This window comes from Pseudomonas sp. LBUM1669, from assembly GCF_059695705.1.
This window is the reverse complement of sequence record NZ_CP166784.1, coordinates 3,331,241-3,352,507: the sequence shown is the minus strand read 5'-3', so window position 1 is coordinate 3,352,507 and position 21,267 is coordinate 3,331,241. Positions and strand designations below refer to the sequence as shown.

Here is a 21,267-nt window from a genome sequence, read left to right as displayed (position 1 = left end):
CCGACAAAGACTGAGGCATGCGTCCTGTTTTTGCTATTTTCAAACTTTATAAAGTCATTTACCGCAGGCGGTTACAGTTAGGGCTTGGACTCCCGTCTTTCACCATCCAATGAGCCAATCACTGACCGCCAACTAGGAGTAACAAATTGCTCACCCGTCCTGACAAAGACGCCCTCCGTGCGATGCTGGAATCGCAAGTCCAAGAAAAACTGCAGCACGATCCAGACGCAGTCACCACTTATGCTGCCAAGCCTGTACCTGATCGAAAGCCATACATCAGCAAACCAACGGTTCAGGACGAAGCATTTCAGAAGGAGATTGAACAGATGCGTGCGGACGCCGAAGCTGGAGTGATATATACGCCTAAGCGCGAACCGGAGGACGGAGGCGCTCCTAGCCTTAAGCTTGATGATTATCCGGATCTGTAAACGTGCCACTGAAAAATCTACAGGCGGGAACGGCTTGCCGGCTCATAGCAACGGAGATCAAATGTGAAAAAGCCACCGATGAAAATCGTCATCGAAGAATGGGATGGTGACGGTGCGATTCGAATTCCGGATGAAGCGTTGCAGGAGCTCGAACTGGATGTCGGCGACTCTGTGTTTCTGATCGAGGAGTTTGTCGGCAACACGGTAAGCGCTCCATAAAACCCACCTAGTCAAAGGTGGGCGGTGCGGTTAGCTATGAGATTGGGGTGCGCATTTCCAAGGTAGCAGGGCTTCGTAATCTTCCACCGAAGCCGCCATTGGCAGGCGCTCAAGTGCGTGGCGCAGCCACGCATAGGGCTCTTGGCCGTTGGCTTTAGCAGTCTCGACCAAGCTGTAAAGTTGAGCGCTAGCCGTCGCCCCTTTTGGCGTGTCGCTAAACAACCAGTTTTTTCTTCCGATAACGAACGGCCGTATTGCACGTTCTGCGGCGTTGTTGTCGATGGGCAAGTAACCTTCCTCGACGTACCGCTCGAGTTTGTTCCAGTTGTTTGCCAAGTAGCTGACGGCTTTGCCCAATGCGTTCTGTGTAGTCACGTACGGCAGCGTCTTTAGCATCCAGTCTTTCAGTTGACTCAGCACGCTGGCGCTCAACTCCTGGCGGCCTCTTTTCCGCGCCTCATCACCACTCCGTTTGTAGGCGATCTCGATGCCATATAGTTTACTGATCAACTTCAATGCGATGTCGGCCCGTCCTGTCTTGCCCTTGGGCTGTACTTTTTGCGCTTCGACAAATTTACGCCGTGCGTGAGCCCAACACCCTAAACGTTCAACTCCGGCCTGTGCTCCCAGCGCGTTGTAACCCGCGTAATCGTCAGTCATGACGTAGCCGCGATAACCTTCGAGCAGGCGCGACGGTACCTCCTGCGCTCGGCTGGTGGAGTAGTCGAAAAGGATCACCGGTTTGTCTGGCGGGCCGCCGGTTTGCACCCACATCCAGGACTGACTGCTCGGCTCTCGGTCAGGCTCTTTCAACACCTGTACGCGTGTTTCATCGCAGTGGATGACACGGCTGGCCAACAGGCTATCGCGCATTAAATTCAGCAGCGGCTGGAAGTGCTCGCCGCACTGGATAACCCAGCGAGCCAGGGTCTGGCGCGGAATATCGATGCCGTGGCGGCCTAGTACTTTTTCAAAACGGTGAAGCGGCAGACCGTCCACGTACTTGGTGGTCAGCAGCATCGCCAGAACACTTGGGCTGGCCATGCTTTTTTCAATCAGTTGAGCCGGCTTATCCGCAGTGACCGGTGCGGTCTCACAATCGCGGCAGCCATAAACTTTGCGCACATGTTTGATAACGCGAATCTGCATCGGCACGATTTCAAGCTGCTCGCTGACTTCTTCGCCAATGGCGTGTTTGCGGCAGCCGCAAACGCAAGTCAGTTCATCCTCGGGAAGTTCGTGGATGACTTCGATACGTGGCAGGTCGGCGGGCAGCGGCTTTCGTTTACCGCGACGCCTGGCTGGACCGACGACCTCTTCTTCAGCGTCTTCGCCGACGGGTTCGGCGATGCTTTCAGTTTCGTTGAAAAGAGCTAACTGCGGCGTGGCCGGATCGGCTGTTTGTTCGGACTTGCGTCCGAACAGGCGCTGACGCAGCAGCGCGTTTTCTTCTTCAAGATGAACAATACGGCCCTTGTTAGACTCGCGCTCAAGCAGCATTTGCTCTAGCAATTGCTTGAGCAGCGCAGGATCGTCAGGAAGATCTTTGGGCATTGAAATCATGCCCTGGATTATAACGAATCAGGCCACGAATCGCGGCGTCAAAACCTGATGAGGACGGTTACGCCAGAGGTCGAAACCGTCGAGCATCCAGTTGAGTTCCTGAACAGTTAGGACAATCGCCTCGTCGGTGGCATCGGGCGATGTTTTGAATCGCTCAGATTCAAGGCGCTTGAGCCAAAGGCAGAAGCCGTTGCGCTCCCAGTACAAAATCTTCACGCGGTTGCGCGGTTTGTTGAGGAAGACGAAGAGCACCGGGTCAAACACGGCGACCTTGATGTCCAGCTCGACCAGCGCAGCCAGGCCATCAATTGATTTTCGGAAGTCGACGGGCTTGGGGTACAGATACACTTTTTCGACTTTTGCGTCGGGTCGCATCATGGCGGATGGGCTCCAGAAAGGAATCGGGAGCACAGCATCCGGGATCAATTGGCGGCTTTGAATGTGGGGTTCATGGAGCGGTTACGCAACACGCGATGCCTAGTCCTATCAAAAAAACCTCAAATCACGGATCGGATAGACGAACTCGCTGAAGCCTGGGATAGCGGACGGCTTGGTGACGCCCCGGAAAAATGAGGCAGCTGCAATGCGCCTCTCGAATCAATCGTGGCAGGCCAACTGCGGAGTGAATCGCTCAGGGCATATGAAGACTTTGGGTCGAGCCTGGCTTAAGCCCGAATGAGCTATAGCCGATGTAGCTATAGCTCCGCAGCCCAAAAAATCGCCAATTGAATCAGAGATCAGATACTTGCGGGCCGAGAATTGTGTAAAGGCCTGGTTAAGCAACAGTGGTACCCAAGGCGAGCATTTATCGTCCATAAAGCGCTCAAATCACGTAAGGCTCGAACAGCCCCCGGACATTCACCCGCGCCTCCAGCTTCGCGGCCAACAGGTACAAACCTACCACCTTGCGATGCAGAAACAGTACATCCACAGGTGGCGTGTGCCAGAAGTCGCGGTCGGCACCTAGTTCCCAACCGGTATCACGCAGGCGTATGGCCAGGTCAGACGTCGCAAAGTCATAGGCACCTTGATGCCTAAGTGGCTCGCAGGCCTGTGTAATAAGATCAGTGAGCACCGCTCGGTGTTTGGGCAGCGTTTCAGGCTGAAAGTAGCCGACGTCCAGCGCGGCATTGGTGATGGCGGCACGGTCTTCATGCAGGCCTGCAATCAGCAAGCGGCGATAAGCCTCGGTAGTGTTGCGGTCATAAAGTCGCGTGGCGCCGAAGTCCAACAACACCATCCGGCCGGAGCCTTGCTGATAACGGTAATTGGCAAAGTTAGGGTCGGTCTGCACGCACTGGAACTCGAACACCTCGCGAAGAAACAGGCCGAATAGCAACATGATGATCCGGTCGCGCTCTGCCTGGGGCGCGTGCTCTATTGACTCCACCGCTACTCCGTCAACGAAGGACATCACCAAAATATTCGGCGTGCTGAACTGGGCATACGCACGAGGAACCAGAAAGTCAGGACTGTCCGCCAACAGTTGATCAAAGCGCTGTAAGTGCGCGGTTTCTTTCATGTAGTCCGCTTCATCCTGTAGCTGACGCTTGGCCTCTTGGAGCAATGGGCCGATGTCCATGCCCTTAGGCAGCATCCCGGACATGCGCAGCAAGGTAGCAACGTTATCCACATCGCTGGAAATACTCTCGCGCACGCCAGGGTATTGCACCTTGATCGCCAGGCGTTGGCCGTCCCTATCTTTCGCAGCATGAACCTGGCCGATGGACGCTGCCGCCAATGGCGTGAAGGAAAACCGTTCGAAGCGCCCTTCCCACCCCTTGCCCCAGCTTTCGTTGAGGACTGCCACCAACTGGCTCATAGGCATAGGGTGAGCGTCGCAACGCAGACGAGAAAGGATTTCGCTGAACTCGCGCGGCAACAAATCACCTACATCCATCGATAACAACTGCCCAACCTTCATGGCGGCGCCACGCAGTTGCGACAGTTGCTCGACCACCCGATGCACATTGCCCGACGTCAACAGCAGTTCGCTGAGCGCCGGACGTTTGCCCTGAACCCACTGCCGAGCGCCTTCGGCTAGCATGCCGCCCGCGACGCCCGAAGCCAAACTGCCAAAACGCATCAACCGCGATAAGCGGCTGCCAGGCACGGGCAACGAACCGGGCTCACGAGGCTTCATGAATGAAGCGCCTCAACGATCGCGGCAAGCAGCAAGCAGACGCTCGCCACGAGGGTAAGCCGTAATCGCATCGGCAGGTACCAAGCGGGCAAGCTCGTAACCCGCAACAGCTGCCTGTCCTGCCGGAGGTGGACAACTAAGCCGATGACCAACAGCAAGCAACCCAATGGCATTGGCAGTAACGTGGCAATCCAAGCAATAAGCGCAGGAATGACACTCCAGATGAACCGGTCTCTGCCCTGCTCAGCGCTCATGTCTTGCACGGTCATGGCGAAGCCCCAGTGTAAGGCGCCGACAAAGCTCAGGATGACTGCGCCATAGTTAACAAGCGCAATCGCAAACAACGGCCGATAGTCGAGAGAGAACGGGATCAGCAGCGCCAGAAAAATAAACGGCAACAGACCGCCATAACCCAGCAGGCTGACGTGCTTTGGCAGAGAGGTTGAAGGCAACGCGTTCATTTGTATTCCTTGCAGTGAGCGACACTCAAGACTGTAGGCCCAAACGCCCCGCCTGGCCGAGATATTGATGGCGATCCGAAGCTGGGTTCAGCGTAATGAGTCGCTTTGTAGAACTAGGTCATTGCCCCATTCCTTTTAGGGCAAGCAGGCGACGGCATCTGAGGAGCTTCGCATCCTTGAGATCATGCTCAGTGCCTGCATTTCAAGATGGCTGCTCATCACAAACTGTGGCCAATTCAAGAACTGCCATCTGTCTATCCAATGGCTTACTCTGGACTGTCAAACAGTACTTCCTGTGTAACCCTGTGGAGCAGTGCAATGTTCAAAAGTTGGAGTGGTCAGGTCGCATTAGTCAGTGGCGCTGGCAGCGAACATGGGATTGGTCTAGCTATCGCGCGGCGGCTTGGGGACTCGGGCGCAAAGTTGATCATCACCGGCAGCAGTGCCCGTATCCATGATCGCGTCGCGGAACTGAGCGAGGCAGGTTATGAGGCGCAAGGACGCGCTGCAGATCTCACTCAGCCAGCTCAGGTCGTCGAACTGGTGACTTGGGCTGAGTCACTATGGGGGCGAATCGATGTACTCGTGAACAACGCCGGTATGGCGATTCAGGGTGAAGCCGAAACGTTCTCTGAAGTTGCCGATATGAGCATCGATATGTGGAACACTTCGATTGCCCGTAATCTGACCACTGCATTTTTGCTTACCCGCGCTGTGTTGCCGGGGATGAAGAACCGTCGTTACGGTCGCATCGTCCATATAAGCTCTACGACCGGCACCCGCGTTAGCAACCCTGGCGAGGCCGCGTATGCGGCGGCGAAAGCGGGGATTGTGGGCATGAACATGAGCTTGGCGCTGGAAGTCGCGTCATACGGGATCACCGTGAACTCTGTCGCCCCTGGGTGGATCGCAACGCAGTCCAGCACTGCAGATGAAATCACCGCAGCGCAGTATGTTCCCGTAGGGCGTGCCGGTAGACCAGACGAGGTCGCTGCGGCGGTAGCTTTTCTTGCTTCTCCAGAGTCCAGCTACATTATAGGCGAGCTTCTCGTGGTCGACGGGGGAAACTGCCTCTCTGAGAACAAAAGCCCCCGTTGAGGGACTGGAAGCTTAAGTCTTTGAATTTTTGAGGAAGCGACATTTAAGTACGGGCGCCGCCAAGTAAAGAGACGTGACCGGCAAGTGACATCCTTGGGCATTCAAGGGCGCGGCGACACCTCAAAGAAGTGAGGTTGAGCAACTACTCTCGCATCAATGGATGCCGGCCTGTGTAACGATAACGATTATTCAGGCGCTTCTGGATTTACTGGAATCTGTGTGGGGATTTGCCATGAAGGTTTTTTGCCACCCTGACTGTCGAAAGTACGGCGTGCCTTGCGGAAGTCGTCAACGTTTTCAACTACCCAAGTCCAAATAGGGGACATACGGATCAATAGCCCCATTCCCAGCGGGGTCAACTCATACTCAACATGGGGCGGAATTTCACCAAATTCCCGCCGAATCACTAGACCATCACGCTCCATGGTGCGTAGCGTCTTCGTCAACATTCGCTGAGTCACACCAGCCATCTGCCTTTTTATCTCGGCATGGCGCATTTTACCGTACACACCTAATGCATGCAGGATGCCCAATGACCAGCGACTACCTGCGTGAGTGAGGACTTCCCGTCTGACTCCATCATCATCTTCTCTAAGCGTTCGGCAGATAGCTTCTGCTTGGCTAAGAGTTTCATGATCGGTCATTTCTCCCCCTGGTATCACGCGTGTGCCTTCTTACGAGCGTTGCTGAATCGTGCAAGCATTCGCTAATCTTACAGGCAACAGGTCTCAGGAGAAATCATGACCGAAGTGACCCAGCTTTCCCCCCAATCAATTTTAGTTCTAGGCGCCGGTGAACTTGGCCTTCCGGTTTTGCGCAATCTTGCGCGGGTAGCTAAGCGTACGCCCGGCTCCAAAATCAGCGTCCTGCTCAGGGATTCGACCATCAACACTCAGGTGCCGGAGAAAAAGGTAGAAATCGATGAGCTTCGTAGTCTGGGCATCCGAATGGTCGCCGCAGACCTAGTGAATGATTCAATCGATCAGCTTGCTGAAGTGTTCGCACGGTTCGATACCGTAATAGGCTGCGCAGGCATGGTTGCGGGTCGAGAAACCCCGATGAAGTTGGCTACAGCAGCTCTCAAGTCCGGAGTGAAGCGCTACTTCCCATGGCAGTTTGGCGTCGATTTTGAGGTGATCGGTCGGGGCAGTCCCCAGGATCTATTCGATGCTCAGCTCGATGTGCGCGATTTGCTTCGCGCCCAAAACAAAACTGAATGGGTAATCATCTCGACGGGTATGTTCACCAGTTTCCTTTTCGAGCCTGTATTTGAGGTCGTGGACTTCGAAAACGACACAGTGAACGCCCTAGGCAGTCTTGAGAACAGCGTGACGCTCACGACACCAGAGGACATCGGTACTCTGACAGCGGAAATCGTTTTCTTTGAACCTCGCTTCCGCAATCAAATCGTCTACCTTTCTGGCGACACTGTGACATATGGGCAGGTTGCGAGCATCCTTGAACGTGTTCTGGGACGTCCATTCAAACGTAACGTGTGGACTGTTCCGTACTTAACCCAGGAATTGGAGAAAGATCCCACTCATCACATCAAAAAGTACCGCGCTGTGTTCGCACAAGGCAGAGGCGTGGCGTGGCCCAAAGCTGCCACTTTCAACGAGCAGCAGTCGATTCAAGTCACCACCGCTGAGCAGTGGGCTCGGATAAACCTTGTAGACAATTGAACCCAAAGCAGGTAGCCGAACGTTCACGCGCCCGGGATTTACCTGCTGCCCGATAGTGGGTGTTGATGACCGAGGTTGAAAGGTGGAGCACGGTATTAGTAATCCGATGACAAGCCGTTTATTTATCGTATCCATACGGTCTGCCGACGCTTGAGGCGCTCTAAAACGACGAGCTGTTGAGATTTTAGAGCGCACAGCCCGAATCAAGTGTCTTCACCGAACGCTTACGCCGGATGAAGCCTGCCGCTTGAATTTAGCGATTGCTAGAGTCCTGAGCCATCGATACTCCCATTACCACTGAGCGGCTAGCGTTGTCATCCGAGCTCAGTCGTCTTCGTGACTGCCAAGAATGGGTAGGCACCGCTATGCCCCTTCAGCATATCGATCTCGCGAAGCGTTCAGCCGCTGATTTTTTCCAAAGCCACTAAAATACGCGTAGCTCCATTCGGCTCACCGCCTGCCTTCAGTTCGCTAGCCACCTGATGCAGCTGCTGTACTGTCAGGCCAACATTCATGCTGATCTTCAGATGCGACTCCAGCTGCGGCTCTAACCCTGGCATCGCGGCGATGGCCCCGACGGTGGCCAGTTCCCGGTCAGCCCATTCAAGGTTGTCGCGGGCAAAGATGTCGCCAAACAGGTGGCCCTTCAAAAACTGATCGATGGCGGGGGCGAATTCAAACAGCGTCCCTGACACCGGCGAGCCCAACAGCCGGGTTTGATTGTCGGTGCCCAGGTCGAGCAAAGTGCGCCCCGAGGGAACAGGGCCTGGATCGCGTCCCGGCGCATCATGAATACCCCGTGCGGCACGTTCTTGTAGGACTTTCATCAGCAGCGACAGGGCATTGAGACTGCGCGGGAACCCAGCATAGGCATAAAGTTGAACCAGGATCTCTTTGCTCTCGCTAATCGTCAGCCCGGCATCGAGACCGTGATTGAGCGCGTCGTGCAAACGGGGCATATCGCCGACCGCCATGCTGGCGCCGATAGGGGCGATGGCCTGTTGCCTCGCGGTTAAAGTCTGCTCACTCACTATGTGTGTCTCCAGTTTGGGCAAAGTACTGGCGCTGGATATCTGAGCCCAGGCGAAACTGGTCAGGAGTACGAAGCCCAACGTCCTTAACCGGACATGGCAGCGCTTACTTGGCTGGGTACTGTTCATCGCTTACCTTCTCCATCCAACTGACGTTGTTGCCGTTTTTCGTGCCGGTAATAGCCATGTGTGTCATGGCAGTCGAAGGCGCGGCGCCATGCCAGTGCTTAACCCCCGGCGGGCACCACACCACATCACCAGGACGTAATTCTTGCACGGGCTTCCCCCATTCCTGAGTACGCCCTACCCCCGCTGTCACCACCAGATATTGCCCGGCAGGGTGCGTGTGCCAGGCCGAACGCGCGCCAGGCTCAAAGGTGACGTAGAGCGTTGAGGTATTGAGGTCGGCCGTTGCAGAAGTCAATGGGTCGAGCCTTACGCGACCAGTGAAATATTCGGGAGGCCCCGTCACCGAGGCCTGCTCTCCCGCACGAGTGATTTGCTGGCTAGCCGGGTTCTGCTCGGCCGCGACGACTGGCGCGAAGTACGTGGCAGAGAGCAGCGCCAGTGCGGCCAGGGGTAAGGTAGAGCGTGTGGGCGTCATGGAAAACTCCTGTGTCACGTTTAAGTGGGGCTGACGTGCAGCACTTGAGCAGTGCTGGTCGTGCTAACCATGGCAGCCCTAGTCAACGGAAAACGTCACCTGAACATCGTCGCGGCCCAGGGACTCGGCCAGGCCTGCCGGGTTGTTGATGCGGCCGAGACGGGAATAGGAGTAAGACGAGGTGAAGGTTTTATAAAAGACCACCAAGGTGTCTGCACCGTACAAGAGCAAATCGCCGCTGTGGATGGTTCCGGGCCGGGAGGCTTGGGTGGGCAACGGATGCTGCAAGTTGGCGTACTTTTCGTTGTTATGCAGCTCGGTCATGTCCAGGCTGAGCGGCAATCGGGCGACAAGCTCCCGAGTGGTCGGGTTATCTTCAAGGGATATGCCGAAACGCTGTTGGCCGACGGTCATCCACATCGTGGTTTTCTCCATGCTTGTTGACGGGCCTGCGATAGCCGTCGCAGCCGCGAGGGGTAAAACCGATAGGGTCAATGGCATCAATGCCGCCAACCAGAAGCCCTTCCAGCCTTGGGAGTAATCGGTGCCTAGACTGCGCGTATGCATGGCCTTGCTCCGTCGAATGGAGGGTCACCGGGTGTGCGACACCGGCGAACGGGAGGTTAGAAACGTCAATAAGGCGGCTAGCATCAGCAGCGCTGCGCTGGCGATGAAAGTGCTCTGGTAGCCGAGAGTGTCAAACAGTACGCCACCCACGGTGGAGCCCAATGCGATGGCCAACTGCACGATTGCCACCATCAGTCCTCCGCCCGCCTCGGCGTGGCGTGGCAAGGTGTGCGCGATCCAACTCCACCAGCCCACTGGCGCTGCCGTTGCGATAAATCCCCAGAGCCCCAGTAACACCGCCACGGCGATCACCCCAGTGCCAGCAGGAATCAGCGTCAAAGCAATCACGGCCATCAGCAGTGAAATCGTACTCAGGGTGCCGTAGAGGCTGCGTCTCAGCACTGCGCCGATCATCGTCGTGCCAAAAAAGCCAGCCACGCCGAGCGCCAATAGCAGCAAGGAAAGCGTCGGCACGTTGACCAGGGTGACTGTTTCCAGAAACGGGCGCAGGTAAGTGAACAGCGTGAACTGGCCCATGAAAAACAGGCCGCTGGCGGCCATGCCCAGCGCCACCGTGCGATTCTTCAGCAGTTTGAAAACATTGCCTGCACCTGGCGAGCGCTCCTGCGTTGGCATACTTGGCAGGCTGATCCATTGCCAGACCAGGGCGATCAGCGCCACCGGAACCAGACAGAGAAATGCGCCACGCCAACCTAAGACCGATCCCAGATAACTGCCCAGCGGCGCAGCCACCACCGTTGCCAGGGCGTTGCCGCCGTTGAAAACCGCCAACGCCCTGGGCACCTGCGTGGCCGGAACCAAGCGCATCGCGGTGGCTGCCGACATCGACCAGAAGCCGCCGATCACCATGCCAATCAGGGCCCGCCCGACCATGTAGGTCAGGTAGTTCGGGGCGAGTGCCACAACGGCGCCCGACACTGCCATCAAACCGGTCAGCGCCAACAGCAGGGTCTTTCTGTTGACGCTGCCGGCGATCCAACTGATGGATAGGCTGGCCAACACAGCAAACGCGCCGGAGATGGCCAGCCCCTGGCCTACCAAGCCCTGGCTCACCTGCAGGTCGTCTGCCAACGGCGTCAACAGGCTGACGGGCATGAACTCCGATGCGATCAGCGCGAACACGCACAATGTCATCGCATAAACGCCGCCCCAGCTACTGGCACGCGTGCCTGTTTCAATGGCGGAGGTAGCGCCCAATTGGGTGTCAGCGCAAGTGTTGTTCATCGTAGATCGAATAGCCTCTGTGGAGCTTGCCGGTTACTTCAGGTGGGTTTGGAAGAACTGGGTCAGCTTGGCGAAAGGGATCAGGTTTACCCGGTCATACAGATCGACATGGCCGGCGTTAGGCACAATGACCAACTCTTTAGGTTCACCCGCCAGGCGGAACGCCTCTTCGCTGAACTCGCGGGAGTGGGCGTTTTCACCTGCGACAAACAGCATCGGGCGGGGCGAAATACTCTCGATATCTACGAATGGGTAGAAATTCATGAACTTGGTGTTGCTGCTCAGCGTCGGGCGGGTGATCTGTTGCGGCGAGGAGCTTGTTGGAGTGAATTCGCCACGCGGGGTGCGGTAGAAGTCAAAGAACTCGCGCTGAATGGGGTGGGTATCGGTATTGAGCTCCTGCACAGTGCCGCCGGTGTATTCGATCTTGCCGCCCGTGAATTCCACATAACGCTGCTCGGCCGCAGCTGCGATGACCTGCTTGCGCTGCTCAAGGGTTTGCGAATGCTTGAGACCGTTGCGGTTGGCGGCGCCCATGTCGTACATGCTGACAGTGGCGATGGCTTTCATGCGCGGGTCGATCTTGGCCGCGCTGATCACAAAGCTACCGCTGCCACAGATACCCAGCACGCCGATGCGCTGACGGTCGATAAAGTGCCGCGTTCCGAGATAATCCACAGCGGCGCTGAAGTCCTCGGCGTACATGTCCGGCAGCACCGCATTGCGTGGGCTGCCTTCGCTTTCGCCCCAGAACGACAAATCCAGCGCCAGTGTAACGAAGCCCTGTTCCGCGAGTTTTTGCGCATACAGGTTAGAGCTTTGCTCCTTTACCGCGCCCATGGGGTGGCCAACGATAATGGCCGGGCTGCGGGCAGCGTTGGCCAGACCTTTAGGGATGAAGAGATTGCCCACCACATTGAGCTCGTACTGATTTTTGAAGCTGACCATTTGCACGGTCACCTCGTCACTTTTGAAGAAGTTATCTGCACCGTTGGACATATCGGCTCCTGACGCGGTGAATGAACTGAGCAGAAACCCGAGCATTACGAGAAGTCTTTTCATGGGGCGTCCTTTTCAGAGGAAAGCTAACGGCGACGCAGGCAGTTAGCACGAGGCTTGGCCCTCTTTCACACAGAGGGACTGGGATGCCAGCTATTGTTGCTGCATAACTAGATTTTGATTAGCTAATGAGTACTTAATGCGGATATAAGAAGCCCTAATTAATCTCACGAGTGCCATCGCTATGGCTAAACATAATTTCAACGATTTGCTGTCCTTTGTGACCGTGGCGCGCGTGGGCAGCTTTACCCGCGCTGCGGTGCAACTTGGGGTGACCCAATCGGCAGTAAGCCAGGTGGTTTCGGCCCTGGAAGCACGTCTAAAAATTCGCTTGCTTACCCGCACCACGCGTAGCGTTTCTCTGACTACGGCGGGTGAGCGGTTGCTGGAAGCGGTGGGCCATCGCTTTGATGAAATCGAAGCCGAACTGGAAGCCTTGACCGAGCTGCGCGACAAACCGGCCGGCACAGTGCGGATTACCTGCGGTGACAACATCATCAAGACCACGCTGCTTCCCAAGCCGACGCCGCTGCTGCAGATGTACCCGGATATCAAGCTGGAATTCGATATCAACTATGGCTTTCGCGATATCGTCGCTGACCGCTTCGATGCTGGCGTGCGCTTTAGTGACACGGTGGCCCAAGACATGATTGCCGTGCCCATTGGCCCGGCTATACGAATGGCCGTAGTGGCGGCGCCAAGCTATTTCGCCAAAAACCCTGTCCCTGAACACCCTCGCGATCTGGCAGCACATCGCTGCATCGACATACGTTTCCCCACCTATGACGGCATGGACGCGTGGGAATTCGAGCGCCAGGGCAAGAAGCTGAAAGTTCGGGTAAACGGCCAATTGCTATTTAACTCCACCACCCATATCGCCGATGCAGCCGTGAGCGGGCTGGGCATCGCTTACCTGCCCGAGGACGAGTTCGCCTCACAACTGGCTCAAGGGCGCCTGGTTCGGGTACTGGAAGACTGGTGTGAGCCTTTCGGAGGTTTTCACCTGTACTACCCCAGCCGCCGGCAACCCTCCCCGGCTTTTTCGCTAGTCGTTGATGCACTGCGGGTGGATCGGTTGCCACCAGATGACACAGTGACTTCAAGGGATGCGTGACCACGACGAGTCGGGCGAGCACGGAGAAACGCCTCGCGTCAAAATTGAAAGTCGGTTTAATGGCTATGGGATGCTACGAGCAGACGAAGACTGGTAGTCACGCGAGATCCAGACTGTTCGAAACCACCACACTGGACGATGGCAGCAAGCGATACAGGGTTGTTGATCTTGTCGAGGGAGGGTCAGCCAGCAAGCATGGCGTGTTCAAGCTCAGGGCAGAGGCAGACGCTGTTTGTTCGATTCTGAATGCCTAGCATCCACGACAGACAGGTGTAGGTCGTGCTTCCCCGAGCTCCTGATCCACTCGTTCGGAAACCGGGCGCCTGATGACTATGCAGGAGTGAATGCCTATAGCGCAGTCACGGATTCCCGTTCCGAAAGGACGCTTTGAAGCCGCTCAAGGTTAAGCCGCTGACACTCTCCCTCGGCTTCTTCTCGGGTCTGATAGGTAGTCTTCAGCCGAAGCTTCTCCTCATTGTCATAGAGGTTAAAGCCTATAGGTGCAGTCTGGCAGTAGAAGCGCGATCCGTTACGCATTGATCCCGTTTCCGTTGGGATTGCAGGGACAACAACAAATCTCGACATCCTCTCCAAGCACCTCCTCACTATTAGCGGCTATGAGCCACCATCGCAAGCGACCGCAGTCAATTTCCGATGAGAAGCACGACCGGACATGAGTCGATTGAAGCATCGTAAAAAAGGTTCACCGTCGCTTTTAAGCATACGAGCCCGGGTTCTCGCTGACCAATCCCAGTTCCCTCATCGGGCCACATCGCTTTTTACGAGCCGATCCGTTCGCCGTCTTGGTGCATCACCGAAACCAGACTGCTACTGCCAGCAGCGCTTCGACTTTGCGAGAAGCAATAAACCTATACAAAATTAAATTCGTGTATAGGTTTTCAGCGATGTGTGTCACTCTGCCATCAGCCAGCTATCACCAGCTGCTCGCGCTCGTGCCTCGCCAGGCTGTCGTCACTTTCAAATCGGCGGTAGAGGCACACAAGCAGCCCTTGACATGGATAGCAAAATGGAACCACCAAGTCCTGCCCTTACAGGGTCTATCTAAGAGCTCAGCCCATGAAAAACTCAATCTCACTAGCCTCGCGCATAGGGCTTGGCTTCGCCGTAATTGTGTCGTTGCTCATACTAATCACCGCCGTGGGCATTCAACGTGTGGGTTTTATCGATTCCACCCTGGAAGACGTAAGCAAAAATGCGGCAAAGATTCAACGCTACGCTATTAACTTTCGCGGAAGCGTGCACAACCGGGCCATTGCTATTCGGGACGCAGTGTTGGTGGATAGTGAACAAGACTTAAACGTCCACCTCAATGAAGTTATCAATCTAGAACAGGCTTACTCCGATTCAGCCATACCAATGGATCAGCTATTCGCAATTGCAGGAATAACATCGCAGGAGCAACAGTTGTTACGGGCGATTAAAGACATTGAAAAGCAAACGCTAGCTTCTACTAAATCGGTAATTGCCCTGCGTCGCGCCGGGGATATTTCTGGTGCACAGGCTTTGCTGCTGCGCCAAACCTCCGGTGAATACAGCGAGTGGTTGAAACGAGTGAATGCATTGATTGACTATGAAGAAGCCTCAATCAAAAGCCAACTCAGTGCGGTACAAGCCACCGCTAGTGAGTTTCGCGGACTGATGCTCATGGCCACCGGGATAGCGCTGCTGCTGAGCATCATCCTGGCAATCTCTATTATTCGCTTCGTCAAGTCAACGCTGGGTGCTGATCCGACTCAGGTTGCACAGGCCATCCAACGGTTGGCCGCGGGCGATTTGCAACAAACGATTGATACCGATTATCCGAACAGTGTGATGGGCGTTTTGAAAACCGCCCTCAGCCGCTTGGCTGACACCATCAGTGAAGTACGCATTGCTGCTCAAGAGGTCAACAATTCATCCAGGCATATGTTGACCACATCGTCTGCCAATAACAGCCAAATCAGCCTGCAGACCCACGAAGCCGAGCAGGTGGCAACAGCAATCACGCAAATGGCGGCAACGGTCAATGAAGTTTCGAGCTATGCATCTCAAGCAGCGGACGCAACGCGTCTAGCCGATGCTGAAGTTGTAAGCGGTAATCGCGTCGTTGCGGACACCACTCTCGCTATTGAACAATTAGCCAACACACTTGTTGAAACTACCAATACCGTAGAACAGGTGTCCAAGCGTAGTGAAGAGATTGAAATAGTGATCGAGGTAATCAATTCAATTGCCACGCAAACTAACCTGTTGGCGCTGAACGCGGCCATCGAAGCGGCCCGAGCAGGTGAGCATGGCCGAGGGTTTGCAGTTGTGGCCGATGAAGTACGCTCTCTAGCTAATCGAACTCAGGAGTCGACGCGGGAAATTCGCGAAATGATAGGCACCTTGCAGAGCGGTACTGAAACTGCTGCACAAACCATGCGTAATAGTTGCGAACTGGTAAGCCACACCGTTGCGCAAACCCGCAACGCCCAGACGGCGTTAGCTAAAATTAGCCAGCAAGTCGGCGCTATAAACCACATGAATGCCCAAATCGCCAGCGCTTCTATCCAGCAAAGCGTCGTGGCCGAAGACGTTGCGCAAAATATCACGCGCATCCATAGCTCAACGGTGCAATCGGCAACTGGCTCTCGTGAAGTTGCTACGGCCAGCCAGGAGTTAGCGCTGCTTGCTGATCGTCTTACCCAGAAGGTCGCATTTTTCAGCGTGACTTAGGCGAGCCCGCAGGCTCAGTAATACAAGAACGATTCTATAAAGCCCGCTTACGGAGCGAGTCTTGAGGTCAGCGAGGTGGTCATGAAAGGCTCGCGCCCCTATGTAGATGATCTCTTGGCGATGGTTTGATCATGTTGATCCCAAGCGATAAGCGCGACCAAGAATACAGGCAAACCATCCCCGGGATTGAGCGTAACGACCAATCTCACGGCAAAAGGATAGAACCCATTGTCAGTCCTTTTCTTTCAGCATATCTTGTAAAAAACCTATACAAGGTCGCTTGAAATGTCCAATAAAAAGGATTGGCCACTGACGCTGTACTTTGACGGTCAATGTCCGCTGTGTGCGCGCGAAATCAAGATCCTGCATCGACACGCCGCAGAGAGTCGACTGCTATTTATTGACATCAGCAGCGGTGCGTTCGACGCCAAGGCACTCGGGTTCACGTTCGAGCAAATGCAGTCCTCGCTGCACGCCCGTTTCGCCGATGGCCGCTGGGTAACCGGCCTGGACGCCACCCTGTGGAGCTGGCGAGCCGCTGGTTTGGGGTTTTGGGCAGCGCCACTGACATGGCGTGCCATCCGACCGCTTCTTGCTTTAGGTTATCGCCTCTTCTGCCGCTTACGCCCCCATTTGGCGTGGCTTCCTCACCCTGATGGCCGCCGTCGCTGTGTCGATGACCGTTGCGGGGTGCCGGAGTCAAAACCCGCACCTGACGAGCGGCCCACTTTGAAAACAAAGCAGACCTAGAAAGCTTCGCTTTGTCATGGCCGGACGAAGAAGCTGGGTCATAGCTGATCTGGTGAACAACGTTTTTTCTGGTTAGCAGCAGGCACTCCCCTACTGCCAAGGATTGCCGCCACATTAAGCGCAGCATGTCTGCGAGGAGTCTAAATGAACCCATCAATAGCCGAGCATTACCGGGAAATTCTCGTCGCCGTAGGCGAGAACCCTGAGCGTGAAGGACTGCTGGACACGCCCAAGCGCGCAGCCAAAGCGATGCAGTACCTGTGCAACGGCTACACGATGAATCTGGAGGAAGTCATCAACGGCGCACTGTTCGAATCGCTAAACGACGAAATGGTCATCGTGCGTGACATCGAACTGTATTCATTGTGCGAGCACCACATGCTGCCCTTCATCGGCAAAGCTCATGTCGCGTATATCCCCACAGGAAGGGTATTGGGCCTGTCCAAGGTCGCACGAGTGGTCGATATGTTTGCCCGCCGCTTACAGATTCAGGAAAACCTCACCAAACAAATTGCCGACGCCCTTCAGCACATGACCGATGCCGCCGGTGTGGCTGTGGTTATTGAAGCAAAGCACATGTGCATGATGATGCGAGGCGTGGAGAAGCAAAACTCTGTGATGACGACCTCAGTGATGCTCGGGGCCTTTCGCGAGTCATCTGCTACGCGTCTAGAGTTCCTGCAACTGATTGGGCGACGCAGTTAAGGCCCAAAATCCGCAAAAGGTGTGGGAGAGGCGAAATGAACAGTTCCTTTGAGATGAACTCACTCGGCTACGGCTACCGTGCCTTGGTGATAGGCGCCAGTGGAGCGCTCGGCGCGGCGTTTTGTGAGTTGCTCAACGAAGATCCAAGATGCTCGGTTGTTCGTGAACTGGGGCGCAACAGTGCTCCAGGATTGGATCTGGAAAAGCCCGACAGTATCGCCAGGGCGGCCGCCGAACTAGCTGAAGAAGCCCCGTACCAGTTGATTTTACATGCTGCCGGTCTGCTTCATCGCGAAGACATCAAGCCTGAAAAAAGTTACACCTCTATTGAAGCGGATGCGCTTCAGGCGATATTCCAAGTCAACACACTCGGGCCTGCACTGGTTTTGCGTCACTTCCTGCCCTTGCTTGACCCTCGTGGTGCGATGGCAGTGCTCTCCGCCAAGGTGGGAAGCATCGGTGATAACCGTTTGGGCGGCTGGTATGCCTATCGCGCCTCCAAGGCAGCGTTGAACATGTTGATTAAAACGGCTGCGATTGAACTAGCCCGAACACGCCCTCAGACCCGCTTGCTGACTCTTCATCCAGGTACGGTCATCTCGGGCCTGTCCCAACCCTTTAAAGGCGCTTCTGCCGCCAGGCCCGCAAGCCTCGCTGCCCGCGAATTGTTATCACTGATTGACCGTTTGGCACCTGCCGACAGCGGCAATTTCTTTGCTTATAACGGAGAACGCCTACCGTGGTAGGCAGGGAGTGAACCTTGAATCTGCAAGCGTTGACCGAACGGGCCGCGAATGGCGAAGTACGAGAGTTGGAGCTGCTGTCTCTGGAAGGCGGTGTTTATCTGGCGCGAGTAGGGCTGGATCACGGCCAGTTCACGCTGCTGGACGATACAGCGAAGCCTATGCACCTTCGCTCCATCAATCACCTGCGTGAGCTGTTACAGCTTGTGCCGCCTTTCCCCTGCGTGCTTGTGCAGCAGTGCGTCCATGACGAGATGTGCGGTTCACGTGCAGAGCCCATTGGGCCGTTACGCATTCCTTTTTCGCTGACTGCGCCTTGGTGAGTCACCTTCCGTTGGACTCTGTCGAATGAACAAGACTCACCGACTATGCCTGGTCTTGGGCGACCAGTTGTCTTTTGACCTGGCCTCATTGAAGGGGCTGGACAGCGAGCGCGATACGGTTTTGCTGGTCGAAGTGATGGAGGAAGCCAGCCATGTGCCCCATCACCCGCAAAAAATCGCACTGATCTTCAGTGCGATGCGCCATTTTGCTGAGGCGTTGCAGCAGCGTGGCATCCGCGTGCAATACGTCACGCTCGATGATCCGCAAAATAGCGGATCGGTACCGGAAGAGTTACGGCGCTGGCAATCACTGCTGCAACCGGATGAGTTGCACCTGACAGAATGCGGTGACTGGCGCCTGGAGCAGTCGCTGAAAGATTGTGGCTTGGCGATCCAGTGGCATACCGATACCCGTTTTCTCTGCACCCGACTCGAGTTTGCGTCCTGGGCCGAAGGCAAAAAGCAGCTGCGCATGGAGTTCTTCTACCGCGAGATGCGACGCAAGAGTGGCTTGTTGCTCAACGGCGATGGTAGCCCGGTCGGCGGCGCCTGGAACTTTGATGCCGAAAATCGCAAGGCACTGTCTAAAGGGGTTAGAGCCCCCTCACCCCTCCGTTTTTCGGCCGATGCAATCACCCAGGACGTGCTGGCGCTAGTCGCAAAAAACTTTTCCAGCCACTACGGCGCCCTCGACACCTTTGACTACCCGGTGACTCACGCCGATGCCCAAGCTCTGTGGGACTACTTCCTCGACTGGGGGCTGGCAGCCTTCGGCGACTACCAGGATGCGATGGCCAGTGATGAACCTTTCCTGTTCCATGCGCGGATCAGCGCCGCGCTGAATATTGGCCTGCTGGATCTGCGTCAATTGTGCAGCGACGTCGAGGCTGCGTATTGGTCGGACAGAATTCCATTAAACGCCGCCGAAGGCTTTATCCGTCAACTCATTGGCTGGCGTGAATATGTACGGGGCGTCTACTGGCTGAAAATGCCCGACTACGCCGGCGGCAATCTGTTTGGCAACAGCAGACCGCTTCCAGAGTTCTATTGGACGGGCGACACTAAGATGAATTGCATGGGCCAAGCGATCGGCCAAAGTTTGAAACATGCCTATGCCCACCACATCCAGCGGCTGATGGTGACCGGCAACTTTGCACTGCTGGCCGGCATCGCGCCGAGCCAGATTTGCGACTGGTACCTGGCGATCTACTTGGACGCGTTCGACTGGGTCGAACTGCCCAATACGTTGGGCATGGTCATGCACGCCGATGGTGGTTACCTGGGCTCCAAGCCTTACTGCGCCAGTGGCCAATATATAAAGCGCATGTCCGACTACTGCCGTAATTGTGCGTACAAAGTCAGTGAAAGCACGACGGACGACGCCTGCCCTTTCAATTCGCTTTACTGGCATTTTCTAATGCGTCACGGCGACTTTTTGCGCCGCAATCAGCGCATGGGCATGGTATACAAAAACCTCGATCGCATGACTGAATCCAAGCAGCAGGCGCTCTGGGATCGTGGCCAGATACTGCTTGCCAAACTGGATGCCGGGGAGTCGTTTTGAAGAAGAGTGTACTCCCGGTTAAAACCTGTACAGTCTGCAGATTGCCCTTCGCCTGGCGCAAGAAATGGGTGCGCTGCTGGGCTCAGATGCGCTTGGTAAATGCCTATTGAGAATTCATAGCCTACCACTGCAAAAGCACGTCTTTAGTCGCTACAGGTTCAACCGTCGGCACTAAAATTCAGCTTCAACTCGCGTCTGGTAGATGGTCTTCAGTCGCAGCTTCTCCACATTGTCATAGAGATTAAAAGCTCTGGTCGTGGTCTCGCAGTAGAAACTCGTTCCGTTTCGCATGGATCCCATTTCCGTTCGAATTGCCGGGACAACAACAATTCTCGATATCATCTTCACGCCCTCTCCAAGCCCCCTTCACTATTAGTGGCCATAACCCACCATCGCAAACGACCGTTGTCAATTTCCGATGAGGAGCACGAGCGGACATGCGTTAATTGGAAGCTTCGTAAAAAGGCTCGGGATCTACCTTATGGGCGGCACTGCTCTCTCCCTCCGTATCCGCTGGCCGACATCCGAAAGATCAAAATGGTGCATATGATTATTCATTTAATATTTAATTTTTCCAAAGGGCGCCAAATTTTCGGGGATGAGAGCTCTGTGCTCGCCTATACTAAAATTGTTAAATCATGCTGGTGAGCTCGACAAACAAGGCATTGATAAATATGGATATTTAAGAATATTGGTTACCTTGGAGGTTGCTGGTTAAGAAATATTTCTCTGTGATGGTTCGGCGTCGTGACGAGGTTTTGATATGAACGTCTTGTTGAAAGAACTTCAGGCCTATCATCATGAGGCGGCTATAAAAATCGCTCAAATCAAAGAGTTGCTGAGGGAGATGAGGCGTGAATCCGATGGTGCTGCTGACTGCAAGCTGTTGTTCAATATGCTGGAAACCATGCATGGAGATGCAGAACAACAACACCATGAAAATGAAGAACTTATTCGGCTGGCTTTGCTAGGGACTGATGCACCGATCCACCACCGGGTCAAGGATATCGAGCGAGATCATCAAGCATTTGGGCGAATTGCTGGACAGTTGAAGATGTTGGAGGACACAACTCAGGAAACGAGAGTAATTGCTGACACTATCGATGACTTTATCAAAAAATATTTCGATCATATGGACTCGGAGGAAAATATTTTCTTTCCGTTGGCAGATAAGTGGCTGTCAGACGAGCAGTGGCAGGAAATAAAGCGTCAGTGGCATTAATTGGGTCTTACCGTAGACCTTAAAAATT

21 protein-coding genes and 4 pseudogenes are annotated in these 21,267 nt (G+C 55.1%); 14 read left to right on the top strand and 11 right to left on the bottom strand.

Features of this window, described 5'->3' with window-relative positions; genetic code table 11:
- The first annotated feature begins 146 nt into the window (after positions 1-146).
- Together ACA051_RS15635 and ACA051_RS15630 are read left to right on the top strand one after the other, a co-directional pair.
- Positions 147-428 (top strand): hypothetical protein, encoded by a 282-nt coding sequence (locus tag ACA051_RS15635; RefSeq protein WP_497302925.1) that lies wholly within the window; start codon positions 147-149, stop codon positions 426-428.
- 63 nt (positions 429-491) lie between these two features.
- A pseudogene (locus ACA051_RS15630) lies at positions 492-632 on the top strand (AbrB/MazE/SpoVT family DNA-binding domain-containing protein); the annotation flags it as partial.
- Between the two features lie 45 nt (positions 633-677).
- On the opposite strand, the gene tnpC reads toward ACA051_RS15630, so the two are convergent.
- The gene (tnpC, locus tag ACA051_RS15625; RefSeq protein WP_497370753.1) at positions 678-2,210 is read right to left on the bottom strand and encodes an IS66 family transposase; all 1,533 of its coding nucleotides are present in this window, start codon (positions 2,208-2,210) and stop codon (positions 678-680) included.
- Between the two features lie 18 nt (positions 2,211-2,228).
- The gene (gene tnpB / locus ACA051_RS15620) at positions 2,229-2,588 is read right to left on the bottom strand and encodes an IS66 family insertion sequence element accessory protein TnpB (RefSeq protein WP_024647222.1); all 360 of its coding nucleotides are present in this window, start codon (positions 2,586-2,588) and stop codon (positions 2,229-2,231) included.
- Between the two features lie 75 nt (positions 2,589-2,663).
- On the opposite strand from tnpB, the pseudogene ACA051_RS15615 reads away from it, so the two are divergent.
- Positions 2,664-2,783 (top strand): annotated as a pseudogene (locus ACA051_RS15615) (AbrB/MazE/SpoVT family DNA-binding domain-containing protein); the annotation flags it as partial.
- A gap of 250 nt (positions 2,784-3,033) precedes the next feature.
- Here the strand turns inward: ACA051_RS15615 and ACA051_RS15610 are convergent.
- On the bottom strand, positions 3,034-4,353 hold the full coding sequence (locus ACA051_RS15610) for an ABC1 kinase family protein (protein WP_497302921.1): 1,320 nt from the start codon (positions 4,351-4,353) through the stop codon (positions 3,034-3,036).
- Positions 4,350-4,814 carry a DUF3429 domain-containing protein gene (locus tag ACA051_RS15605; protein WP_497302919.1) on the bottom strand — a complete coding sequence of 155 codons (465 nt, stop codon included), beginning with the start codon at positions 4,812-4,814 and terminating at the stop codon, positions 4,350-4,352. The genes ACA051_RS15610 and ACA051_RS15605 overlap by 4 nt, the downstream gene beginning before the upstream one ends.
- Positions 4,815-5,132: 318 nt before the next feature.
- Here ACA051_RS15605 and ACA051_RS15600 point away from each other — a divergent pair, with 318 nt between their 5' ends.
- On the top strand, positions 5,133-5,912 hold the full coding sequence (locus tag ACA051_RS15600) for an SDR family NAD(P)-dependent oxidoreductase (protein ID WP_497370751.1): 780 nt from the start codon (positions 5,133-5,135) through the stop codon (positions 5,910-5,912).
- Between the two features lie 185 nt (positions 5,913-6,097).
- On the opposite strand, the gene ACA051_RS15595 is transcribed toward ACA051_RS15600, so the two are convergent.
- Complete coding sequence (locus ACA051_RS15595) at positions 6,098-6,556, bottom strand: winged helix-turn-helix transcriptional regulator (protein WP_497302915.1); 459 nt, start codon at positions 6,554-6,556, stop codon at positions 6,098-6,100.
- A 96-nt stretch (positions 6,557-6,652) separates the two neighbouring features.
- Here ACA051_RS15595 and ACA051_RS15590 point away from each other — a divergent pair, with 96 nt between their 5' ends.
- Complete coding sequence (locus ACA051_RS15590; RefSeq protein ID WP_497370749.1) at positions 6,653-7,594, top strand: aromatic alcohol reductase; 942 nt, start codon at positions 6,653-6,655, stop codon at positions 7,592-7,594.
- A gap of 398 nt (positions 7,595-7,992) precedes the next feature.
- On the opposite strand, the gene ACA051_RS15585 is transcribed toward ACA051_RS15590, so the two are convergent.
- The 5 genes from ACA051_RS15585 to ACA051_RS15565 all read right to left on the bottom strand — a co-directional run bounded on the left by ACA051_RS15585 (position 7,993) and on the right by ACA051_RS15565 (position 12,103).
- Positions 7,993-8,754, bottom strand: a complete 762-nt coding sequence (locus ACA051_RS15585; protein ID WP_497370747.1) for a carboxymuconolactone decarboxylase family protein — start codon at positions 8,752-8,754, stop codon at positions 7,993-7,995.
- The gene (locus tag ACA051_RS15580) at positions 8,732-9,229 is read right to left on the bottom strand and encodes a (R)-mandelonitrile lyase (protein WP_497302911.1); all 498 of its coding nucleotides are present in this window, start codon (positions 9,227-9,229) and stop codon (positions 8,732-8,734) included. The genes ACA051_RS15585 and ACA051_RS15580 overlap by 23 nt, the downstream gene beginning before the upstream one ends.
- 78 nt (positions 9,230-9,307) lie before the next feature.
- Positions 9,308-9,796 (bottom strand): cyclophilin-like fold protein, encoded by a 489-nt coding sequence (locus ACA051_RS15575; RefSeq protein ID WP_497370745.1) that lies wholly within the window; start codon positions 9,794-9,796, stop codon positions 9,308-9,310.
- A gap of 24 nt (positions 9,797-9,820) precedes the next feature.
- The gene (locus ACA051_RS15570) at positions 9,821-10,951 is read right to left on the bottom strand and encodes an MFS transporter (protein ID WP_497375575.1); all 1,131 of its coding nucleotides are present in this window, start codon (positions 10,949-10,951) and stop codon (positions 9,821-9,823) included.
- Between the two features lie 123 nt (positions 10,952-11,074).
- On the bottom strand, positions 11,075-12,103 hold the full coding sequence (locus ACA051_RS15565; RefSeq protein WP_497370743.1) for an alpha/beta hydrolase: 1,029 nt from the start codon (positions 12,101-12,103) through the stop codon (positions 11,075-11,077).
- Positions 12,104-12,284: 181 nt separating this feature from the next.
- On the opposite strand from ACA051_RS15565, the gene ACA051_RS15560 reads away from it, so the two are divergent.
- Positions 12,285-13,214: a LysR family transcriptional regulator gene (locus ACA051_RS15560; RefSeq protein WP_497370741.1), complete on the top strand. Its 930-nt coding sequence runs from the start codon at positions 12,285-12,287 to the stop codon at positions 13,212-13,214.
- Positions 13,215-13,932: 718 nt separating this feature from the next.
- Here the strand turns inward: ACA051_RS15560 and ACA051_RS15555 are convergent.
- A pseudogene (locus ACA051_RS15555) lies at positions 13,933-14,074 on the bottom strand (IS3 family transposase); the annotation flags it as partial.
- 1,330 nt (positions 14,075-15,404) lie between these two features.
- Between ACA051_RS15555 and ACA051_RS15550 the strand changes: the two are divergent.
- From ACA051_RS15550 to ACA051_RS15515, 8 genes and pseudogenes are all read left to right on the top strand, one after another.
- A pseudogene (locus tag ACA051_RS15550) lies at positions 15,405-15,932 on the top strand (methyl-accepting chemotaxis protein); the annotation flags it as partial.
- 285 nt (positions 15,933-16,217) lie between these two features.
- The gene (locus ACA051_RS15545) at positions 16,218-16,682 is read left to right on the top strand and encodes a thiol-disulfide oxidoreductase DCC family protein (RefSeq protein ID WP_497302903.1); all 465 of its coding nucleotides are present in this window, start codon (positions 16,218-16,220) and stop codon (positions 16,680-16,682) included.
- A 144-nt stretch (positions 16,683-16,826) separates the two neighbouring features.
- Entirely contained in the window at positions 16,827-17,387 is a 561-nt protein-coding gene (folE, locus tag ACA051_RS15540) for a GTP cyclohydrolase I FolE (RefSeq protein WP_497302901.1), read from the top strand.
- A 35-nt stretch (positions 17,388-17,422) separates the two neighbouring features.
- A complete protein-coding gene (locus tag ACA051_RS15535) occupies positions 17,423-18,133 on the top strand; it encodes an SDR family NAD(P)-dependent oxidoreductase (RefSeq protein ID WP_497302899.1) in 711 nt (236 codons plus the stop codon).
- A gap of 14 nt (positions 18,134-18,147) precedes the next feature.
- A complete protein-coding gene (locus ACA051_RS15530) occupies positions 18,148-18,453 on the top strand; it encodes a DUF6482 family protein (RefSeq protein ID WP_497370739.1) in 306 nt (101 codons plus the stop codon).
- Positions 18,454-18,478: 25 nt separating this feature from the next.
- Positions 18,479-20,017: a cryptochrome/photolyase family protein gene (locus ACA051_RS15525; protein WP_497302896.1), complete on the top strand. Its 1,539-nt coding sequence runs from the start codon at positions 18,479-18,481 to the stop codon at positions 20,015-20,017.
- Positions 20,014-20,127: a DUF2256 domain-containing protein gene (locus ACA051_RS15520; RefSeq protein ID WP_497302894.1), complete on the top strand. Its 114-nt coding sequence runs from the start codon at positions 20,014-20,016 to the stop codon at positions 20,125-20,127. The genes ACA051_RS15525 and ACA051_RS15520 overlap by 4 nt, the downstream gene beginning before the upstream one ends.
- 653 nt (positions 20,128-20,780) lie before the next feature.
- Positions 20,781-21,239 (top strand): hemerythrin domain-containing protein, encoded by a 459-nt coding sequence (locus ACA051_RS15515; protein WP_497370737.1) that lies wholly within the window; start codon positions 20,781-20,783, stop codon positions 21,237-21,239.
- Positions 21,240-21,267 lie beyond the last annotated feature (28 nt).